Here is a 16,090-nt window from a genome sequence, read left to right as displayed (position 1 = left end):
CGCTGCCCTTTTCCGATGGCGAAATTCTTTCAACCCCATGTCCGCCGGTTGTGTCGCCGACAGGCCGTTATGCAAGGTTCTGTGGCCACGGCGGGCGCCGATACAGTTCGATACAAAGCCGCGCCGTCAATGTCCTGCGCCGTCAATGTCCTGTGTAGCGCGCCCGCTGCGACAACCCCGGCGCGGGGGCCGTCGCCAGCACCACCGTGCGCGGCCGCTCATGGACCGAATCGATCTGGCAGCCGATCGCCTCGATCGCGCTGACCACGTCGTCGCCCCAGAAGCGACCTTCGATCCGCACGTTGCGTCGTTGCATGTCGATCTGGATGCGGGCGCCCAGGTCGACACGAAGCAGTGCCCGCAGCAATTCACTCTCCGCCGCGGTGGCACTGGCCAGCGTGAGTTCCAGGTGCGCGTCTGGTTTCTTCATGGTCATTGCGAGTCCTCCTTTGGTCGCCGCACGACGTCCTCGATGTCGCCGCTTTCCAGCACCGCGCTCCTGCTGCCATCGCGGGCGACGGCGAGCATGGCCTGGCCGATGCCTTCGCTGGTCAGGACGGTATGCGGCAACAGCCTTCGCGCGAGAGACAGCAGCGGCGCGCTTACCGTGTAGATGCCGTGGATCCAGCCGGTCTTGGTGCGCACGCCGTGCAGCGGCTGGATGACGCCCGGCCGGAACAGATACACCGCCTTGAACGGAAGGCGCAGCAGCGCGTTCTCGGTGCGTCCCTTCACTCGCGCCCACATGCTGCGGCCGCTCTCGCTGCTGTCGGTGCCGGCGCCGGTCACATAGACGAAGACCATTGCGGGGTTGAGGCGGGCGAGGGTGGTCGCGGCCGCGAGGGTGAGGTCGTAAGTTACTCGTGTGTAGTCCGCCTCGCTCATGCCCAGCGACGACACGCCCAGGCAGAAGAAGCAGGCGTCGAAGCCCTGCAGCCGGTCTTCGATGGCGCTGTAGTCGAAGAAGTCGGCGTGGATGAGCTCCTGCAGTTTCGGGTGCGTCCGGCCGGTTGCGGTTCGACCGATCGCGACCACGCTGCTGACATCGGCGGCGTTGAGGCACTCGCGCAACACGCCCTGGCCGACCATGCCGGTGGCGCCAAAGATCAGGACCTTCATGACATGCACTTCCGCTGCGTGGAGGAGGCGACATTGCGGGCGGTGGTCTTGGGCATTGGCGTTCCAGCGATAGGGGGGGAAGGGGTGTTACTGAGTGTTCACGCACTCATTAATCACGGCAAAAAAAGGGGCGCTAGTCAGAAGCGGCAGCCCGCCAGAACGCCTCAAAGCCCGCACTGCGGTACTGCACGGCGGCATCGGGTTCCTTGAGCATGAAGTCCATCGTGGTTTCTGCCAGCGCGACCAGGATCGCGCCGATGTAGGCCGGCGGATGCTCGCGCAACTGACCCTTGGCCATGCTTTCCTGGAGCATCGACTGGAAGTCGGCGAAGCCCGCGGAGGCAATCGCACGGGTGTCTTGAGTGATGCGATCGGACACGGCCAGCTGCGCCACCACCTTGCGCTTGTCGACGTTCACCAGGCCCCAGTCGACGTACGTCCGCCACACATGGCGTGCCCGCTGCTTGATGTCGGCGGCACGCGGGTAGGTGGAGAGCATGGCCTCGCGCAGCTCGCGCTTGATCTCCAGGTAGAGATGATTGAGCAGCTCGTCCTTGTTGCTGAAGTACGTGAACAACGTGCCCTCGGCGACGCCGGCCACCTTGGCGATCCTTGCCGTGGGCGCGTTGATGCCGTCCTCGGCGAACACCCGGATGGCGGCGGCGAGCAGGGCGTTTCGTTTGTCTTCGCTGCGGGGGCGGGCCATGGCGGTTCGTTATTACTGAGTGCGTACTCAATCATATGCTTGCCTTGGCGATTGTGCAAACTCGCGCCTGACATATCGCATGGCAATATGTGTGTTGCTGTTTAACGATATGTTTGATATAGTCAATCGACAAAACCGTGGGAGAGACGACGTGCTCCAGCCCAGCTCTGGTACTGCGCTTACCGCCTCGCGGGTCCTGCTTGGGATCCTGCGCATCCTCAACATCGGCACGGGCATTGGCCTGCTCCTGGCCATCCCGGCCAGCTTCCTGTTCGAACCGACGTTCTTCCAGTTCTTCAGCAAGCAGCCGCCGCGCGTGGACTCGTCGCTGCTGATCCCGGTGCTGCGGACCTGGATGGTGCTGGCGCTGCTGATGGTTGCGCTGGTCCACGTGCAGCTGTCGCGACTGCTGGCGGTGGTGGCGACGGTCAACAGCGATCCGTTCGTGCCCGAGAACGCCGTGCGATTGAAGGCGATCGCCTGGTGCATGCTGGGCATCGAGCTGCTGAGGCTGGTGTTCGGCGTGATGGCAGGTGCCATGAATGCCGCCGGTTCGAACATCGACTGGAAGTTCTCGGCCAGTGGCTGGGTCGCGGTGGTCCTGCTGTTCGTGCTCGCGCAGGTCTTCGAGGTTGGCACGCGCCTGCGCGCGGACCTGGACACGATGATCTGACATGGCCATCTACGTGAAACTCGACGACGTGCTGCACGATCGGCGCATGACCCTCACCGAACTTTCCGCCAGGGTCGGCATCACGCTCGCCAACCTGTCCATCCTCAAGACGGGAAAGGCGCGCGGTATCCGCTTCTCGACCCTGGAGGCGATCTGCGAAGCGCTCGACTGCCAGCCTGGCGATCTGTTGCAGTACGAACGGTCCGCGCAGGTGACTCAAGCCGATCAGGCTGAAGCTGCCAGGGCGGACGAAGAAGGATAGGGCGGGCACGCACAACCGGGTGAAACGGACTTTCCGGGCAATCGGGTAAGCTGCGCCTCCGCGGTGTCGACCAGGTCCGACGAGCCGTCATGTCCGACTCCGAGATCATCCTCAAGACCACGCCGCCACGCTTGCCGAGCGCCGCGATGGAGCGCGAGCGCCTGGTGGCCTTGTGGGACGGGATCAGCGATCGCACCGCCATCCAGCTGGTTGCACCTGCGGGATTCGGCAAGACAACGGTGCTGCTGCAGTGGCGACGCCGCTGGCTGGAACGCGGGGCCGTCGTCGCATGGGTGAGCTGCGACGCCGAAGACGATCCGGCCCGCTTCATCGCCGCATTGTGCCGATCGGTGCACAGCGCGAGCAGCGATCTCGGACCGGGGTCCCCAGGGTCCGGCATCGCGGCATTGACCGACCTTCTGTCCGAAGTCGCCCAGCGCGGCGCGCAGACCGTCGTCGTCATCGACGAGGCCGAACGCCTGCCGGCGGCGACCGTACGCACGTGCGTGCAATACCTCCTGCTCAACGCACCGGCAAACCTGAGTGTGGCCATTGCCTCACGGCTGGCGCTTCCGTTGCGCGTCGCCGAGTTGGCGGCGAAGGGCAACCTCGCCACGCTGACCACCGATGACCTGCGCCTGCGATTCGAAGAGTCGCTCTCCATCCTCGAAAAGAACCTTGGCGCCAGGTTGAACCTGGACGAACGCGCACTGTTGCACGAAACCACCGAGGGTTGGCCCATCGGCCTGCAGCTTGCGATTGCGATGGCCGGGCACGATACCGATCCGGCCGCCGCGGTTCACCTGTTGTCGGCGCGGCGGGGCCATCTCCAGGGCTACTTCGTCGAATCGCTGCTGTCGCGTCTGTCCGGGCCGACGGTGGCATTGTTGACCCGCGTAGCCATCCTTGACGACATCAACGCCGAACTGTGCGAACTGATGAGTGGCGTCGCCGACGGCGACATGCAATTGCAGCAGATCATCGCCGAAACGCCCATCGTCATCCTTGGCGATCAAGCGGACTGGATCCGGTTGCATCCGCTCGCGCGCGACTTCCTGCTCAGCCGGTTCGAACTGCTTCCGCAGCAGGAACAGTCGGAGCTGCACGCGCGCGTTTCGCACTGGTATGCCAGGAACGAACGTTTCCATGAAGCCGCCAGGCACGCTCTTGCGGCCGGTGACGAGCCGCTGGCGCAGGCGTACGCGTTGCGATCGCTGTGGACGCTGGGCACGCAGGGTCAGATCGCCGAGGCGCGGGAATGGCTGGAGCGGATTCCCGCGGCGATGCTTGCACGCGATTGCGGGATCAGGCTCGGCGCCGCATTCGTGCTGGCGGCGACCGATCGCAATTCCGAAGCCCTGGCAATTGCGCGCGGGATCATCGATGACCCCGCCACCACACCCGCAACCCGCGTCGAGGCGCTGCGGGTCGCGGCCGGCGCGTGCATCTATGCCGACCGCCTGGGTTTGCTGCCGGACCTGGTGGCGCGCTGGACGCCGTTGCTGCGCGAGCACGACGATCCGCTGTACGCGGTTTCAAGCCTGAACACCCGCGCGATGGCAGCCCTGCATGCCGGCGCGACCCGCACTCTGCGCGAACTGTTGGACGAGGCTGCCGAACACGGAGAGGCGGGCTCGTTGCACCTTGCCGCGGGCCTGGGGCGGATGCTGCGCGCAATGGCTCACCTGTGGGACGGCGACCCCGAGCAGGCCGCCGCCACACTCCGCCGCGCCGTGGCGAATTCGGAACAGGAGAAGGGACGTCGCGGCATGGTCGCATCGCTGCAGGCCTCCGTGCTGGCCGCCGCGCTTACGCGAATGGGGCGGCCCGCCGAAGCGCTGCCGCTGCTTGCGAACCGGCTCGATGTCATCGAGCAGTGGGGCGCGCCCGACAACATCCTGCTCGCCTACCAGACGCTCGCACGGATCGCGCTTGGCGAAGGCGACGAGCGACGGGCGCTGCAGGTGCTGGAAGAACTGGATGCGTTGGCCGTGCGCCGGGAATTGCCACGCCTTCGGATTCATGGTCTCGCCGATCGCATTCGCATTCACGCGCGGCACAACGCCCGGGAAACCATCGATGCGCTCACCCAGGCGCTCGACGAGGCCCTGGCGACGATGCAGGGCGAGGAGCTTCGTCCGCTGCTGCCCGAGTGCGAACTCGTCGCGGCGATTGCCAAGGCCGATGCGGCGCTCGCACGCGACGCCCTGGACGAGGCCGAGCGCCTGCTCGATATCGGCGACGCGCTGGCAAAGTCGCTGCACCGCCAGGGCGATGTGCGTTCGATCATGGCGTTGCGCGCGGTGGTCGCATGGAAGCGCGGAGATGACCTCGCCACGCCATTGCTGAAGGAGGCCGTCCACCTGGCCACGCTCGCAGGCGATGCCTGGCTGCTGACCCATGTCCATCCGTTCGCGTTGGACATGGCGAGGGATCGGGAGCAACCGGGCAAGCGTGCAGTGGCTCCGCGCACTTCGGTGGCAAGGCCGTTGCTGGTGCGCAACGGCGTGCTGACGTCGAAAGAATCCGAAGTGCTCGGCCTGCTCGCCAGGGGGCTGTCGAACAAGGCGATCGCGCGGATCCTCGATGTCACCGCCGAGACAGTGAAATGGCACCTCAAGAACCTGTTCCAGAAACTGTCGGCTACGTCCCGCAAGCACGCGGTGGACCGGGCGCGCGTGCTGGGGTTGCTGCAGGAGCAGTGAGCTCCTGCTGCCCGGATCAGTTGGTGGGGACGAGCAGGGGCTTGCCCTTCTCGACGATGTAGGTCGCCAGTTCGGCCGCGTTGCCCTGGCCGAGGTTCTTCACCGAGTGCGCCGCACCGGCCGGGATGAACAGCACGTCGCCCGCCTTGAGCACTACCGGGGGCTGACCTTCGACCCGGTACTCCATCGTGCCTTCGATGGCATAGACGATCTCTTCGCCCGGATGGCGATGCCTGGGGGCCGTGGTCCCTGGCGCGAAGTCGACGCGCACCTGCACGACTTCGCGACCCGGAATCGATAGGTCGTGCTTCTGCAGGTCCGTGCGCTTGAGTCCGCTGGGGGCCGTCTGCGCAATGGCGGCAGAGGAGAGCACGAGCAGACCGGCAAGCGCGGCGTTGACGGATGCGATGGCGAGGTGGTTCTTCATGGGGGTCACCTGTTGCGTTGAATGGTGGAGTGGGGAGGCTGGCTGGGGTGATCGCGAGGCCTACGGCTCGTCTTCCCATGCAGTAGCCGAATCGAACATGCCCGGCTGCAGCGGCACTTCGTCCGCGAACTTCAGGTCGACCTGCGGCGCATTGACGCTGGTACGGCGTGCGGCGGGATCGATTGGCGAATTCGCCGGGTCTGCAACGATCCAGGGAGCGCGGTTCACCGGCGCGGGCACGCCAGAAGAGGCGGGGAGCAGGTCGTCGGCACGCTCGCGCACGGACTGCTGTGCGTAGGCAGCGGGGAGGATGACGGCGCAGATGAGCAGCGCCGCGGAGATGGTGAGCTTGTTCATTGCGATGCCTCTCAAGTGGTGATTCCATTTGAGCGGCTGCGCGTATCGGCAGTGTGTTCCAGTTTCCGCGGATTTGTATTTGTGTGTAGCGGCTCACGCCGCGTCCGTGAACGCGTCGTCCGCAGCGGCAAGAACCGTGCCCACCAGAGTGACGGTGCTGCCGTTTCCCCAAAACGGAACCGGGGGCCTTGTCGGCCCCCGGTTCTTGCCATCAGGTGGTCAGGCCATTGGGCCCGTCCTACAGACTGCCGCTGCAGGCCTTCTCGTTTCCGCTGCACCGGCCGAGCCGTTCAACATCGGCCTGTGCCTTGTCCTTTGCCGCGACGCGCTCGGCTTCGGTGGTGCAAACCCGCGTCGCAACGTTGCTTCCCACTTCCTTCTTCTTCTCGCATACCACGCCCTTGCCATCGGTAGCAGCGGCGGAACTCGACGCCGTGTCCGATGAAGTTGCTTCACCTGCGTAGGCAAGTGAGGTCGCCGACAGAGCAATGAGGAACAGTACGGTCTTCATTGTGGATCCTTCCTGGCTGTGGAGGGCTGAGAATAATCCTCCGGGTACTGTTTGCAAGTCAGGGGGGCAGGGCGGCTTGACCGGCGAGAGACCTGGCGAGGCGCATCAGCGGAGTGCCTGGACGAGCACCTGCAGCGTGCCCCGCGAACGCCGGTCATTGAGCGCGCTGTAGAGCATGACGTCCTGCCGGGGTATCGACGGCAACGAGGCAATGCCACTGACGTCCACCGCCCCGGCCGGGACGGCGCGTCTGGCCAGTACCGCCACCGCCAGCCCGCCGGAAGCAGCGGCGCCGAGGATGGCGGCTCCCTTGCCGACGAAGACTTCATCCCAGGCGATTCCGGCCCGGTCCAACGCGCTGGTCGCTGCTGCGCGGATCCGGCAGGACTCTCCTTGCGTAGCGAGCGGCAATGGCTTGCCGGCGAGCGGTCTCCACCCCGTGGCGGCGAACCACGAGAAATCCTCCGTGAACGCGGCCTTGCCTTGCTTGCGCCCATCGTCGGGACGCAGCACCAGGGCCGCATCGAGCTCGCCCTGCTCGTAGGCACGCATCAGCTCCTGCGTGCCTGCGATCCGCATCTCGATCCGCAGCCCTGCATCGTGGTCGTGAATGCGGCGCAACAGGGACGGCAGTTCGCTACCGATCAGCATGTGGTTGATGCCAACGACCAGTCGACGTTGCTCCGTTTCGAACGCAGCTACCGCAAGGTCGTGGCTGGACATCAGATCGCGTGCGGCGCCGAGGAAGGCCAACCCCTCAGCGGAAAGGCGAACCTGTCGTGGCGTTCGCTCCAGCAGGCGGCGTCCCAGTTGCTCCTCGAGCCGACGCAACTTCAGGCTGACTGCGGATTGGGTAATGCCCAGCGAGTCTGCCGCGCGGGTGAAGCTCTGCATCTCCGCGGCAAGAACGAAGGCCCTGACTGCACCGATGTCCAGAGTTTCCATATCGCCAATCATTCGATATTGAAATGACAGGTACAAGCATAGATATGTTTTAGTTATGCATCAAGCGGACTAACCTGCACCCGTGTAATCGTTCAACGGGAGCAACCCATGAGTCGCTTGATTGGCATTACCCTGGCAATGCTGGCCGGGTTGGCGGCGCGAGACGCCGCTTCATTCGAGAAGGTGTCACCGCTGCGCGGGACATGGACGCTGGTAGCGGCAGACAAGGTGCTGCCGGGTGGTGGACTGGCACGCGACTATGGCGAGCGGCCGAAGGGCAGGCTCGTCGTGGACGACCAGGGCCGCTACTCGTTGCAGATCTTCAAATCCGAACGGGTCCGCTTCGCCACCGACAGCAAGGCCGATGGCAGCGCGGACGAATTCAAGTCCGCGGTGATGGGCAGCAGCACGCACTACGGAACGGTAACGATCGACAGCGAGGCCAATCTGCTCGTGTTCTCGATCGAAGGTTCCTCGTTCCCGAACTGGGAAGGGACGGTGCAGAAGCGTCAGTACAAGCTCGACGGCGACGAGCTGAGTTACCGGGTGCCGCCTCGCCCCGACGGGAGCGTGCCCATCTCGGTCTGGCACAGGCAGGAATAGCCGGGGCAGGGGCCCTCAGCCTATGAAGCCGGGATCATTGCGCGGTTGAAATAGGTGGCCCGCTCGAACTCGGCGACATTCACGGCAATGCGTGGAAGCAGCGGGAACATCGCCGCCAACTCGGTAACGATGGCCTTCGACAAGGCAGCACGCTGATCGACACTGCGCCCCTGCATGATCCAGGCGAACGTGTGGATGAAGTCCTGCTTTTCACCGCCGACAGCGTAGATCTCGAAAGGCTGTACGCGGATCTTGATGTCGGATTCCTCGAAAAGCGCTGAAGCGTTCACTACTCGATGCAGGCGGGTGATGATCGCTTCTTCGCTGTGAATCTGAAGCAGTTCCTGGGAACAGTCGACTATGAAGTGCGGCATGGCGGCTCGTCGGTTGGAGGGAGAAGGCACTGGGCGGACGGAGGCCATCCTAGTCCGCTCAACCGATGGAAGTAATGTGTTCACGGAGATTTCTGGTATTTCAGAATCGAATCTTCGGTCCGTTCTTGCAGGGCGCGGCGGTCGCATCTATGGTTCTGCCTTCAAGCCGAGCCCGCTTCGCGGCTCCGCTTCGTTCAGACCTTGGTTCGCAGGGAGATCACGCAATTGGCAACAGACAATGAACGCTACGACCTTGGCGTAGCCGCACTTGCGGCGATCACGGGTGGCACGGGCACTGCGGTCGTGGAGAGCCTGAAGGACATCGCTCCCGATCTGGCGGAGTGGATCGTCTCGTTCTCGTACGGGGATGTCATGTCACGTCCCGGCCTGGACCTGCGATCTCGCCAGTTCGCGACGGTCGCGGCACTCACCGCCATGGGCACAGCCGCGCCACAGCTGAAAGTGCACATCAATGGAGCGCTCAATGTCGGCTGCCGGCCATCCGAGATAGTTGAGGTGATTCTTCAGATGGCCGTGTACGCGGGTTTTCCTTCGGCCATCAACGCCCTCAATATTGCTCGTGAGGTGTTCAAGGAACGCGGCGTGTCGATCGGCAGCTGAGAATTCATTCCAGCTCGACTCGCGCCTGCCTCGTACGGAAGAGGAGAGGCGGGTGGGCTGATGAGCCAGGAACGTAACTCGCTATCGCTCAGGGTTCCGCAGTGGGAAGCCCGGGCGGCCGACCGGCCTTGAGGTAAATCACGCTGCCACTGGCACTCATCCTGCGAGGTGGGTTCCAGGTGCCAAACGGTTCAATGCCACACGCGCAGCTTGTACCCACCGGGGCGTCCTGCACCTGGCAACCCAGGTAGGGCCGCACGTTCTCAGGGGCAATGACGAAACCGAAGTTCGATGGAAGAGGCGCGGTGCAGGCAATCTTGGAAGGATAGTCAGCGCAACGCCACGTGCTTACTTCAAACCCATTGTCCTGTTGCGCCTGGGTGCGCTGGTCATAGTCCACGCAGGCGTAATCGTTCGCTGTCGCATAGCGCCAGACGTATGGGCTCTGGCACGGAATCCGAAATGAGACGGGTCTGTTCGGGTCGGGGGTTGGCTGGGGGCGATTGTGTTGCCTGCGGAAAGCAATCGCATCGTTGTCGGCCTTGACTTGATCACGTACCGCGACTGGCACGCACACGCGGTCACTCGAAGTAGCGCGCCTGAGCGCGTAGCCAGGTCGGCAGTGCGTCGGACACTGGTATGCAGGGTCTGCCGCGAAGACAGGCACAGTCGCCCAGGCGAACGCGACAAGCCCGATGAGCGTAATGGCTGGGCCTGGCTTCATCCGCGGCACCTCACGCGTTTCGTGCACAGACAATGCGAACCCTGAGAGCCCACTCGTAAGGGGCGGGCACACCAGAAACGCCGTTGGCGTTCTTGCCCCCTGTGCCATCGAACATGGCAAACACAGTCCAGCCCCTGCCATCGTCCGTCGGTTGCGACAGGAAGACACGCCAGTCGTCGGGCTCACCGCGCCCGGATGCCGCTGAAAATCCAGCCGACATCGCCCGCATACCGTCGGGGCAAGTAACTTCGACCTGCTTGAGCTTGTTCCGGGTGGAGCCAGACGCGCGCTCGATGATGGCGTAGTTGGGCTCGTTGACGATCACTTTCGGGAGGAAGTGCTGGACCATTGGGCCAGAGCGAAATGGTTGGGGTTGGCCCAGTGCCGCGCCTGGAATTGCCAGACAGGCGAGCATTACCAACTGCGAAGTCCATGCGGTGATTTGCGCAGCCGGGCGTCGGTAACAGCCGAACCGAACCAGACGGCGCGTGGCGGCGTGGTCTCGATTCGCGGACGGGCGGGTGACGGTCGCTGCGTTCACGGCGGAGCACTCCTTTGCGGTGGGCGGCGGCCGGCACCCTGGAGGGGCCGCCGCACTCATGAATCCAACGCAGGCTGGTGCTCCGCGAGGCCAACCGTGCGCTGCGCCTTGCCGCACGTCGGCTATTGGCTGCGGTTTCAACCGGTAGATAGCGGACGTTGACCCGTTGGCAATCCTCCAGCCTGGTGACCTTCGAGCGCAAACCATCCGAGGTTCGAGGTCGTCACACCATTCAGCCGCGAACCATGCTTGGATTCACATCGATGTCCAGACGCGAACGCCAGAACGCATCGCCCGCAGCCTTCGTCCGTGTCCGAGGCGCGCGCGAGCACAACCTGCAGGATGTCGACGTCGATATTCCACGCGACGCGCTGGTGGTGTTCTCCGGCATCTCCGGCTCGGGTAAATCGTCGCTCGCGTTCGGCACCCTCTACGCCGAGGCGCAGCGCCGCTATCTCGAATCCCTTTCGCCGTACGCGCGACGGCTGGTCAACCAGGTCGGCGTGCCGGACGTTGATTCGATCGAAGGCCTGCCCCCCGCAGTGGCGCTGCAGCAGCAGCGCGGCACGCCGAACGTGCGTTCCACGGTCGGCAGCGTGACGACGCTGTCCAGCCTGATTCGCATGCTGTACTCCCGTGCGGGCACGTACCCGTCCAAGCAGCCCATGCTGTACGCGGAGGACTTCTCTCCCAACACGCCGCAGGGCGCGTGTCCGAACTGCCACGGGTTGGGCTACGTGTATGACGTGACGGAAGCGTCGATGGTCCCCGACCCGTCGTTGAGCATCCGCGGCCGAGCCGTCGCGTCCTGGCCACCGGCGTGGCACGGCCAGAACTTGCGCGACATCCTTGTCACGCTGGGCTACGACGTCGACGTGCCGTGGTCGCGGCTGCCGAAGAAGGACCGCGAGTGGATCCTGTTCACAGAGGAAACTCCAACGGTGCCGGTGTACCCCGGCTTCACCCCTGCCGAAACACGCACCGCGTTGCGCCGAAAGACGGAACCTGCGTACATGGGCACCTACACCGGCGCGCGGCGCTACGTGCTGCACACCTTCGCCACCACGCAGAGCGCGCTGATGAAGAAGCGCGTGTCGCGTTTCATGACTGGCGCACCGTGCCCCGTGTGCAAAGGGCGCAGGCTCAAGCGCGAAGCCTTGTCGGTGACCTTTGCGGGTCTGGACATCGGCACGCTGTCGCAGCTGCCGATCAATCGCGTCGTGGACGTGCTCAGGCCCGCCGCCGATGGCCACTTCGACACACCGGCTAAAACCCGCACCCGGGGCCGTGCCGACACCCGAAGGGACGTGGCCGCGCGCGTTCAGGCGGGCGGGGCGGCGCACGCCGGCGGTTCGGACGTTCGCCGCACACCGGATCTATCGGAAGAGAAACGCATCGCAGCGCAGCGCATCGCGCACGACCTGATCGATCGCATTGGCACGTTGCAGGCGCTCGGCCTGGGCTACCTCGCACTGGATCGGCCGACGCCCACGCTTTCACCAGGCGAACTGCAGCGATTGCGGCTGGCCACACAGATCCGCTCGAACCTGTTCGGTGTGGTGTACGTGCTCGACGAACCTTCCGCCGGGCTGCATCCGGCCGACAGCGAAGCACTGTACGACGCGCTGGACCGGCTGAAGATGGCCGGCAACACGTTGTTCGTGGTCGAGCACGACCTGGAATTGATGCGTCGCGCTGACTGGCTGGTGGACGTGGGTCCCGGCGCAGGCCAGCACGGGGGACGTGTCCTTTACAGCGGGGTGCCATCAGGCCTGCGCGAGGTCGAGGCATCGCATACGCGTCGCTATCTGTTCGACAAGCGCGACGCCCGCCGTCGCGATACCCGCGCCATTTCGCAATGGCTCGAACTGCGCGGCATCCACCGCAACAACCTTCACGGCGTGGACGTGCGCTTCCCGCTGGGCGCATTCACCACCGTCACCGGCGTATCAGGATCCGGCAAGTCGAGCCTTGTGAGCCAGTCCTTGGTGGAACTCGTCGGCGAACACCTGGGGCACGAACCTCCGACGGCAGACGCCGACACCGACAGTCCGCCCGGACCGGGACCAATCGCGCGCACCACGGGACGCATCGGCGCAGGCGCGGAGGCGATCCGGCGCCTGGTGAACGTGGACCAGAAGCCGATCGGCCGCACGCCGCGCTCCAATCTCGCCACCTACACGGGCCTGTTCGACCACGTCCGCAAGCTGTTCGCGGCGACGAAGGCCGCGAAGGCGCGCCGTTACGCCGCCGGCCGCTTCTCCTTCAACGTCGCGCAGGGACGATGCGAGACCTGCGAAGGCGAGGGCTTCGTGAGCGTCGAGCTCTTGTTCATGCCCAGCGTCTACGCGCCGTGTCCGACGTGTCACGGCCGTCGCTACAACGCAAAGACGCTGGAGATCGAGCTGCGCGGGAAGAACATCGCACAGGTGCTGGACATGACCGTTGACGATGCGCGGGCATTCTTCGTTGAAGAAGCCGCGGTGCATCGCCCGCTGGTCCTGTTGCACGACATCGGCCTGGGCTACCTGCGCCTCGGCCAGCCGGCGACGGAACTGTCCGGCGGCGAAGCGCAACGCATCAAGCTGGCGACCGAATTGCAGCGCAGCCAACGCGGAGACACGCTGTACGTGCTGGACGAACCGACGACCGGTCTGCATCCGGCCGACGTCGACAAGCTGATGGCACAACTGCATGGGCTCGTGGATGCGGGCAACACCGTCATCGTCGTCGAGCACGAGATGCGGGTCGTGGCCGACAGCGACTGGGTGGTCGACGTGGGACCAGGAGCGGGCGAGGAGGGCGGCCGCATCGTGGTCGCAGGTACGCCGGACGACGTCGGCCGGACCATGGCCTGTCGAACGGCGCCCTATCTGGCTCCGTGGTTACGCTGAGTCCGTCCGGGGCGATTCAGCTCGATGTTCCGTGCTGGCTGGAGCGGACACCTCGCATCGAGTCAGAACGTGAGTCGAGTACTCGTAGATCCGCGCCGCCGGAACATTCGTGGCTATGGCATGGATTCGATGGATCTGGCCACTTCAGGCCTTGCGGGCTTCCTCGGCCTTGTGGCGGTTGGCGTAACCGGCGCGTCTGAGTTCCATCTTGTCTCGCCACATTCGATCCAGAAGCCGTGGCTAAGGCCCAGCGAGGCGGGCAGGGCGCCGTTTATCGACCTCGGGGTAGGCACGGGCCGGGATCGGGGTCGGCTTATCGGGCTCGCGGGAAGCTGACTGGGGGCGGGGGTATCCGTAGCAATTGTGGCGAGCATCCACATTAGAGCATATGTGGCCTATACTTGGGCTACATATGCTCCGAAGAGACCCTCAATGACTACAGCCAAAGAGCGCAAGCGCACCGTATCCAAGAAGTTTGTCGCAGCGGCCGGGCATCGCGCCGTCTTCCATGACACGAGCGGGGACCGAATCACCAAGACGATTGTGGTGGAGGCAAAGATGCCTGCCAGCTTTGAGGGCTTCCGCGCATTCGTTCGCAACGCCAGTCCTCTACAGCGAGTGCATCTCGAGCGCGAAGGCGTGCCCTCCAGAGTTGTCAAATATCTGATCGACGAGACTGGGATGAGTTCAACCGAGTTCCAGTCTTATGTGCGTATGCCCAAGGCTACATTCACCAAAAAGATGAAGGAAAAGGCCCAGTTCTCAGGCACGACCGGACAGGCGGTCGTTGGCTGGATCGATCTAATCAACATGGTGGAAGCCATGCTTGCGGCGGAGCCAGACAACGTAGCCACGCGCGATTTCGACGCCGAGAAATGGGTCGGCAACTGGATCCAGCGCCCACAACGTGCACTCGGCGGGTTGGCGCCGGCGGAGTTGATGGACACTCCGACAGGCCGTGAATCGGTAATGCGAGTGCTGGGCGCGGTCCAAAGCGGCGCTTACCAATGAAGCTATTCCGAGTTGGGGCCAGCGGCCCTACCTGGGCTCCGAATGACATGACCGGTGCTGGCGCAGCACGTGCCCCGGGGCGTTGGAACCAGACCGGCGAGGCGATAATTTATGCCGCTCCTACCTTAGCGATGGCGGTTCTGGAAACCGCCGCACATATCGACGATTCGGGACTTCCGCTCAACAAATTCGTCGTCGCGATTGACGTGCCCGACGACATTTGGAAGGCACGCCAAGTCATTGCTGCTGTCGATTTGCCTGGCGGCTGGGATGCAATTCCACACGGTTTTGTGTCCATACAAGCTGGCTCGGCTTGGTACCTTGAAGGTCGCTGCGCGTTGTTGGAACTGCCTTCGGTTATCGTTCCAGAAGAAAGCATTGTTCTCATAAACAGTCAGCATGCCGACGCAACCCAAATTTCTGCGCGTACCGGGCGCCGACTGCAGTACAACTTACTGTTCCGGAGTGGCAGCGCTTAGGGCGACGGGGACCAGCGTGAGCTTAAGGGGGGCGCCCATAAGCTCATACATAATATGCATTATGCGAAGTGGAATTAGGCGAGCAATCCGCTTGCTCTTCGGGCCTGTAGACCATTTCCGACCCGCCCTCGCGACTTAATCCCATCCAGACACCAAACCGGGAGCCGACATATGGCTCCCGGTCTCCTACGCGGGGGTATCCCATGACAACTGACCAGAGGCCGCCGCGCTGGCGGCCGGGCAAACCCTGCCCGAACGACTGCGCGGCACGTCTCCACCAACAAGTCGTCTACAACCATCAAGTACTCAATGGGCCTTGGGCCGGCTGGCGACTGGCCGGTGCCCGATTGGTTGCACCTGGCGGAGAATGGATCGCCCCGCACCAGCTGGATCGCTGGTTGTGGATGCACGCCCGAATGTTTGAACGCTGATAGGCTGCTCCCCAGACTCGATTCTGGGGAACGCGTCGAATGTGCGCCATCGATTGGAATATCGTCGCCTCGTTGCTCAAGGTCCTGCTAAGCGGGCCCGTAGTCGCCGGTATCGTTGTCGCAGCAATACTGGCCCTGTTTCATGCGCAGATTGGCGGTCTGATCGATCGCATTGAGCTTGCCAAATGGGGCAACGCGGAAGTCAAGGCTCGCCAAAAGGACGCCGTTGACCCGAACCCCGTGAACCTGCCAAAGGTTCCTGAGGAGGAACCTTCCTTCGAGGTACAGTCTGCCGATAGCGCCGATAGCGCCGATAGCGCCGATTGCGACGAAAGGGTCCGCAAGCTCCAAGAAGCTTGGATCGAGGCGTTCAATGCGGAAAGAGCTCGTGCCTACCTGTGGGAGTACCGCTATCTCAATTATTACCTCGTCCCAAATACTCAGCGGGTGCTCGACTGGATAGCGTCAACGGAGGGCTCCACCACAACGCACCTATACGACTCACTGTGGAAATTCGCAATTCCGTCTCCTGAAGAGCGAGTGGCGATCCTGCATGCCCTACAGAACCACAGCCTTGTCTACATCGAAGGCGAAAAGGTCACGGTGACGCCAAAGGGATACGAATACATCCAATGGCGAGCAGCGGAGCCTCCGCCGACCCAACCAGTTCCGGCGACCTAGCACACCCCCCTGCGCCTCGCGATTCC

General features: G+C 63.9%; 18 protein-coding genes. 9 read left to right on the top strand and 9 right to left on the bottom strand.

Features of this window, described 5'->3' with window-relative positions; translation table 11 throughout:
* Positions 1-142 precede the first annotated feature (142 nt).
* The 3 genes from AC1DER_RS01530 to AC1DER_RS01520 all read right to left on the bottom strand — a co-directional run bounded on the left by AC1DER_RS01530 (position 143) and on the right by AC1DER_RS01520 (position 1,825).
* Positions 143-436: a hypothetical protein gene (locus tag AC1DER_RS01530; protein ID WP_441816304.1), complete on the bottom strand. Its 294-nt coding sequence runs from the start codon at positions 434-436 to the stop codon at positions 143-145.
* Complete coding sequence (locus AC1DER_RS01525; RefSeq protein WP_477243861.1) at positions 433-1,119, bottom strand: NAD(P)H-binding protein; 687 nt, start codon at positions 1,117-1,119, stop codon at positions 433-435. The genes AC1DER_RS01530 and AC1DER_RS01525 overlap by 4 nt, the downstream gene beginning before the upstream one ends.
* Before the next feature lie 133 nt (positions 1,120-1,252).
* The gene (locus AC1DER_RS01520) at positions 1,253-1,825 is read right to left on the bottom strand and encodes a TetR/AcrR family transcriptional regulator (protein ID WP_477243859.1); all 573 of its coding nucleotides are present in this window, start codon (positions 1,823-1,825) and stop codon (positions 1,253-1,255) included.
* 151 nt (positions 1,826-1,976) lie between these two features.
* Here AC1DER_RS01520 and AC1DER_RS01515 point away from each other — a divergent pair, with 151 nt between their 5' ends.
* From AC1DER_RS01515 to AC1DER_RS01505, 3 genes are all read left to right on the top strand, one after another.
* Positions 1,977-2,498, top strand: a complete 522-nt coding sequence (locus AC1DER_RS01515) for a DUF2975 domain-containing protein (protein WP_477243857.1) — start codon at positions 1,977-1,979, stop codon at positions 2,496-2,498.
* Position 2,499: 1 nt separating this feature from the next.
* A complete protein-coding gene (locus AC1DER_RS01510) occupies positions 2,500-2,760 on the top strand; it encodes a helix-turn-helix domain-containing protein (protein WP_477243855.1) in 261 nt (86 codons plus the stop codon).
* Between the two features lie 89 nt (positions 2,761-2,849).
* On the top strand, positions 2,850-5,465 hold the full coding sequence (locus tag AC1DER_RS01505) for a LuxR C-terminal-related transcriptional regulator (RefSeq protein WP_477243853.1): 2,616 nt from the start codon (positions 2,850-2,852) through the stop codon (positions 5,463-5,465).
* Positions 5,466-5,481: 16 nt separating this feature from the next.
* Here AC1DER_RS01505 and AC1DER_RS01500 read toward each other — a convergent pair whose 3' ends face one another.
* From AC1DER_RS01500 to AC1DER_RS01485, 4 genes are all read right to left on the bottom strand, one after another.
* A complete protein-coding gene (locus AC1DER_RS01500) occupies positions 5,482-5,892 on the bottom strand; it encodes a cupin domain-containing protein (RefSeq protein WP_477243851.1) in 411 nt (136 codons plus the stop codon).
* A 60-nt stretch (positions 5,893-5,952) separates the two neighbouring features.
* Entirely contained in the window at positions 5,953-6,249 is a 297-nt protein-coding gene (locus AC1DER_RS01495; protein WP_477243849.1) for a hypothetical protein, read from the bottom strand.
* A 238-nt stretch (positions 6,250-6,487) separates the two neighbouring features.
* On the bottom strand, positions 6,488-6,760 hold the full coding sequence (locus tag AC1DER_RS01490) for a hypothetical protein (protein WP_477243848.1): 273 nt from the start codon (positions 6,758-6,760) through the stop codon (positions 6,488-6,490).
* Positions 6,761-6,865: 105 nt separating this feature from the next.
* Entirely contained in the window at positions 6,866-7,717 is an 852-nt protein-coding gene (locus AC1DER_RS01485; RefSeq protein ID WP_477243846.1) for a LysR family transcriptional regulator, read from the bottom strand.
* 96 nt (positions 7,718-7,813) lie between these two features.
* On the opposite strand from AC1DER_RS01485, the gene AC1DER_RS01480 reads away from it, so the two are divergent.
* Positions 7,814-8,308 carry a lipocalin-like domain-containing protein gene (locus AC1DER_RS01480; protein ID WP_477243844.1) on the top strand — a complete coding sequence of 165 codons (495 nt, stop codon included), beginning with the start codon at positions 7,814-7,816 and terminating at the stop codon, positions 8,306-8,308.
* Positions 8,309-8,328: 20 nt separating this feature from the next.
* Here AC1DER_RS01480 and AC1DER_RS01475 read toward each other — a convergent pair whose 3' ends face one another.
* On the bottom strand, positions 8,329-8,682 hold the full coding sequence (locus AC1DER_RS01475) for a 5-carboxymethyl-2-hydroxymuconate Delta-isomerase (RefSeq protein ID WP_477243842.1): 354 nt from the start codon (positions 8,680-8,682) through the stop codon (positions 8,329-8,331).
* Positions 8,683-8,907: 225 nt separating this feature from the next.
* Here AC1DER_RS01475 and AC1DER_RS01470 point away from each other — a divergent pair, with 225 nt between their 5' ends.
* On the top strand, positions 8,908-9,303 hold the full coding sequence (locus AC1DER_RS01470; RefSeq protein ID WP_477243840.1) for a carboxymuconolactone decarboxylase family protein: 396 nt from the start codon (positions 8,908-8,910) through the stop codon (positions 9,301-9,303).
* Between the two features lie 734 nt (positions 9,304-10,037).
* On the opposite strand, the gene AC1DER_RS01465 is transcribed toward AC1DER_RS01470, so the two are convergent.
* Entirely contained in the window at positions 10,038-10,568 is a 531-nt protein-coding gene (locus AC1DER_RS01465; RefSeq protein ID WP_477243838.1) for a hypothetical protein, read from the bottom strand.
* 263 nt (positions 10,569-10,831) lie between these two features.
* Between AC1DER_RS01465 and AC1DER_RS01460 the strand changes: the two genes are divergently transcribed.
* The 4 genes from AC1DER_RS01460 (at position 10,832) to AC1DER_RS01445 (ending at position 16,064) form a co-directional block, all read left to right on the top strand.
* The gene (locus tag AC1DER_RS01460) at positions 10,832-13,462 is read left to right on the top strand and encodes an excinuclease ABC subunit UvrA (protein ID WP_477243993.1); all 2,631 of its coding nucleotides are present in this window, start codon (positions 10,832-10,834) and stop codon (positions 13,460-13,462) included.
* A 432-nt stretch (positions 13,463-13,894) separates the two neighbouring features.
* On the top strand, positions 13,895-14,473 hold the full coding sequence (locus tag AC1DER_RS01455; protein WP_477243836.1) for an antitoxin Xre/MbcA/ParS toxin-binding domain-containing protein: 579 nt from the start codon (positions 13,895-13,897) through the stop codon (positions 14,471-14,473).
* Positions 14,470-14,952: an RES family NAD+ phosphorylase gene (locus AC1DER_RS01450; protein WP_477243834.1), complete on the top strand. Its 483-nt coding sequence runs from the start codon at positions 14,470-14,472 to the stop codon at positions 14,950-14,952. Before AC1DER_RS01455 ends, AC1DER_RS01450 begins: the two co-directional genes overlap by 4 nt.
* A gap of 470 nt (positions 14,953-15,422) precedes the next feature.
* Positions 15,423-16,064, top strand: coding sequence for a hypothetical protein (locus tag AC1DER_RS01445; RefSeq protein ID WP_477243832.1), 642 nt, complete (start codon positions 15,423-15,425; stop codon positions 16,062-16,064).
* The last annotated feature ends 26 nt before the right edge of the window (positions 16,065-16,090 follow it).

The sequence above is a fragment of the Lysobacter sp. 05T417 genome (genome assembly GCF_056396405.1).
The sequence above is the reverse complement of the archived record's forward strand: the minus strand, read 5'-3'. Positions and strand labels throughout refer to the sequence as shown.

Excerpts from the sequence above, each read along its gene's own strand:
- AC1DER_RS01530 (WP_441816304.1), bottom strand. The coding sequence starts at position 436 with ATGACCATGAAGAAACCAGACGCGCACCTGGAACTCACGCTGGCCAGT.
- AC1DER_RS01525 (WP_477243861.1), bottom strand. The coding sequence starts at position 1,119 with ATGAAGGTCCTGATCTTTGGCGCCACCGGCATGGTCGGCCAGGGCGTG.
- AC1DER_RS01520 (WP_477243859.1), bottom strand. The coding sequence starts at position 1,825 with ATGGCCCGCCCCCGCAGCGAAGACAAACGAAACGCCCTGCTCGCCGCC.
- AC1DER_RS01510 (WP_477243855.1), top strand. The coding sequence starts at position 2,500 with ATGGCCATCTACGTGAAACTCGACGACGTGCTGCACGATCGGCGCATG.
- AC1DER_RS01505 (WP_477243853.1), top strand. The coding sequence starts at position 2,850 with ATGTCCGACTCCGAGATCATCCTCAAGACCACGCCGCCACGCTTGCCG.
- AC1DER_RS01500 (WP_477243851.1), bottom strand. The coding sequence starts at position 5,892 with ATGAAGAACCACCTCGCCATCGCATCCGTCAACGCCGCGCTTGCCGGT.
- AC1DER_RS01495 (WP_477243849.1), bottom strand. The coding sequence starts at position 6,249 with ATGAACAAGCTCACCATCTCCGCGGCGCTGCTCATCTGCGCCGTCATC.
- AC1DER_RS01490 (WP_477243848.1), bottom strand. The coding sequence starts at position 6,760 with ATGAAGACCGTACTGTTCCTCATTGCTCTGTCGGCGACCTCACTTGCC.
- AC1DER_RS01485 (WP_477243846.1), bottom strand. The coding sequence starts at position 7,717 with ATGATTGGCGATATGGAAACTCTGGACATCGGTGCAGTCAGGGCCTTC.
- AC1DER_RS01480 (WP_477243844.1), top strand. The coding sequence starts at position 7,814 with ATGAGTCGCTTGATTGGCATTACCCTGGCAATGCTGGCCGGGTTGGCG.
- AC1DER_RS01475 (WP_477243842.1), bottom strand. The coding sequence starts at position 8,682 with ATGCCGCACTTCATAGTCGACTGTTCCCAGGAACTGCTTCAGATTCAC.
- AC1DER_RS01460 (WP_477243993.1), top strand. The coding sequence starts at position 10,832 with ATGTCCAGACGCGAACGCCAGAACGCATCGCCCGCAGCCTTCGTCCGT.
- AC1DER_RS01455 (WP_477243836.1), top strand. The coding sequence starts at position 13,895 with ATGACTACAGCCAAAGAGCGCAAGCGCACCGTATCCAAGAAGTTTGTC.
- AC1DER_RS01450 (WP_477243834.1), top strand. The coding sequence starts at position 14,470 with ATGAAGCTATTCCGAGTTGGGGCCAGCGGCCCTACCTGGGCTCCGAAT.
- AC1DER_RS01445 (WP_477243832.1), top strand. The coding sequence starts at position 15,423 with ATGTGCGCCATCGATTGGAATATCGTCGCCTCGTTGCTCAAGGTCCTG.